1 protein-coding gene is annotated in these 2,584 nt (G+C 73.0%); it reads right to left on the reverse strand.

Annotated elements, in window-relative coordinates:
• Window positions 1-135: 135 nt before the first annotated feature.
• Window positions 136-2,223, reverse strand: a complete 2,088-nt coding sequence (locus LW587_RS23795) for a M3 family metallopeptidase (RefSeq protein ID WP_232632043.1) — start codon at window positions 2,221-2,223, stop codon at window positions 136-138.
• Between the last annotated feature and the right edge of the window lie 361 nt (window positions 2,224-2,584).

Here is a 2,584-nt window from a genome sequence, read left to right on the forward strand (position 1 = left end):
TTTGGGCTTCGCTCAAACGCCGCGCGGGCTTGCCTGATACGGGCTCCGCTTTGATCAAGCGGAGCCCGTATCAGGCGGATCGCGCGCGACCCGGCCGCAATCCGCCGGGCCGAGCGCCCCCGATGAGAGGCGCCCCTACGCCGCCATGAGCCCGCGCTTGCGCAACAGCGGCTCGATGCTCGGCAGCCGGCCGCGGAATGCCTCGTAGGCGTCGCGGGCCTCGCGCAGGTTGCCCGCGCCGTAGACGAAGCGGCGCAGGCGCGTCGCCGTCTCGGGATCGAAGATGTCGCCCGCCTCGCGGAAGGCGTCGAAGGCGTCGGCGTCGAGCACCTCCGACCAGAGATAGCTGTAATAGCCCGCCGCATAGCCGTCGCCGGAGAAGATGTGGGCGAAGTGCGGCGAGCGGTGCCGCATCGCGATCTCCGCCGGCATGGCGATGCGCTTGAGGGCGTCCGCCTCGAAGGCCGGCACGTCGAGCCCGTCCTCGCCTGCCGACGAGAGGTGGAGCGTCATATCGACGATGGCCGAGGCCGTGTATTCCACGGTGGCGAAGCCCTGGTTGAAGGTCCGCGCCGCGAGCAGGCGCGCGAGCAGGGCCTCCGGCATCGGCTCGCCGGTCTGGTGATGGCGGGCATGGGTCCGCAGCACCTCCGGCTGCTCCAGCCAGTGCTCGTAGAGCTGCGAGGGCAATTCGACGAAGTCGCGCGCCACCGCCGTGCCCGACAGGAGCGGATAGGTCACGTCCGACAGGAGCCCGTGCAGGGCGTGGCCGAATTCGTGGAACAGAGTGCGGGCGTCGTCGAAGGAGAGGAGCGTCGGCTCGCCCCGCGGGGCGCGGGCGAAGTTCAGCACGTTGACGATGATCGGGCGCACGTCCCCGTTCAGCCGCTCCTGCGAGCGGAAGGCGCTCATCCAGGCGCCCGAGCGCTTGGAGGACCGGGCGAAATAATCGCCGAGGAACAGGCCGATCTCCGCGCCGTCGGCGTCGCGCACCCGCCAGGTCCGCACGTCCGGGTGGTAGCGCGGCACGTCCGAGACCGCCTCGAAGGCGAGGCCGAACAGCCGCGTGGCGGTGTCGAAGGCCGCCTTGATCACGCCGTCGAGGGGCAGGTACGGCTTGATCTCGGCCTCGTCGAGATCGTGCTCCACCCGGCGCAGCTTCTCGGCGTAATGGCGCCAATCATGGGCCTCGATGGCGAAGGACGCGCCCTCGGCTTCGGCCAGCGCCTGGAGCCGCTCGCGCTCCGCCGCGGCCCGGCGCAGGGCCGGGGTCCAGACTTCGCGCAGGAGCGCCATCGCGGCGTCGGGCGAGCCGGCCATGGTGTCGTCGAGGCGGAAATGGGCGAAGCTGTCGAAGCCGAGCAGCCGGGCCCGCTCGGCCCGAAGGGCCACGATCTCGGCGATGAGGCTGCGATTGTCGGTCTCGCCGCCGTTCTCGCCGCGGCGGATCCAGGCCTGATAGGCCCGCTCGCGCAGATCGCGCCGGGTCGAGAAGACGAGGAACGGCTCGATCAACGAGCGCGACAGGGTGACGAGGTGGGCGTGCCCGCCGTCCCGCTCGGCCGCCGCCTCGGCGCAGGCATCGCGCAGGAACGGCGGCAGGCCGGCGAGGTCGTCCTCGCCCTCGAGCGGCAGGACGAAGCCGTTCTCGTCGGCGAGCAGGTTCTGCGAGAATTGCGTGCCGAGTTCGGCGAGCCGGGTGGCGATGGCCGCGATGCGGGCGCGGGCCTCCGGCGCGAGTTCGGCGCCCGCCCGGCGGAAGCGGCTGCGGGTGCGGTCCAGAACGCGCCGCTCCTCGGCGCCGAGCCCCTCCGCCTCCGGGTCGATGGCCGAGAGCCGGGCCCAGAGGGCGGGGTTCAGGGTGATCGCGCTGCCGTGCCGCGCGAGTTGCGGCGCCACCGCCCGCTCGATCGCCTGCAATTCGGGGCTGGTGGTGCTGCCGGTGAGGTTGAAGAACACCGAGGAGACCCGGTCGAGCGCCAGGCCCGACCGCTCCAGCGCGGCGACGGTGTTGACGAAGGTCGGAGCCTCGCCGCCGGAGGCGATCGCCGCGATCTCCGCCTCGTGCGCCCGGAGGGCGTCGGCGAAGGCCGGGACGTAGTGCTCGGGCCGGATCGCCTCGAAGGGCGGCATGCCGTAGGGGGTCGCCCAGTCCGCCGCGTCGAAGGGGTTGGCCCCGGATCCCGCGCTCCCGGTGGAAACGCGGTCGATGTCGGCGGTCATGCGTGGGCCTTTCGGAGGAAACGTCGCTCGGTCCGCCGCCATCATAGGTCCGTGGCCTCCGGGCCGCAAAGCGCCGCCTTCGGGCCGGGCGGGGCCGAATTCGCGCGATGCGTGGCGCGGAGGGCCTAGCCCCGCCGTCGCCGGCGGCGAAACAGTGGGCAGGCCGGTCCCGTGTCCGCGAAACGGGCCGGATGAGCGGGCCGGGTAAGGATCCTCGAGGCATGACGCCGTCGTCCCGCACGCGCCTGGCCGGCCTCGCCCTCCTCGCGGCCCTGTGCGGCGCGGCCCTATCCGGCGCGGACGCCGCCCCGGCGGGAGCCGAACCCGTCCGGGGGCCGCCCGAGGCCACGGTGCCGCTGCC

The sequence above is a fragment of the Methylobacterium sp. Leaf118 genome, from assembly GCF_920984675.1.
Taxonomy (GTDB): Bacteria; Pseudomonadota; Alphaproteobacteria; order Rhizobiales; family Beijerinckiaceae; genus Methylobacterium.

Bases quoted from the DNA above. Each gene is read 5' to 3' on its own strand.
- LW587_RS23795 (WP_232632043.1), bottom strand. From the start codon at position 2,223: ATGACCGCCGACATCGACCGCGTTTCCACCGGGAGCGCGGGATCCGGG.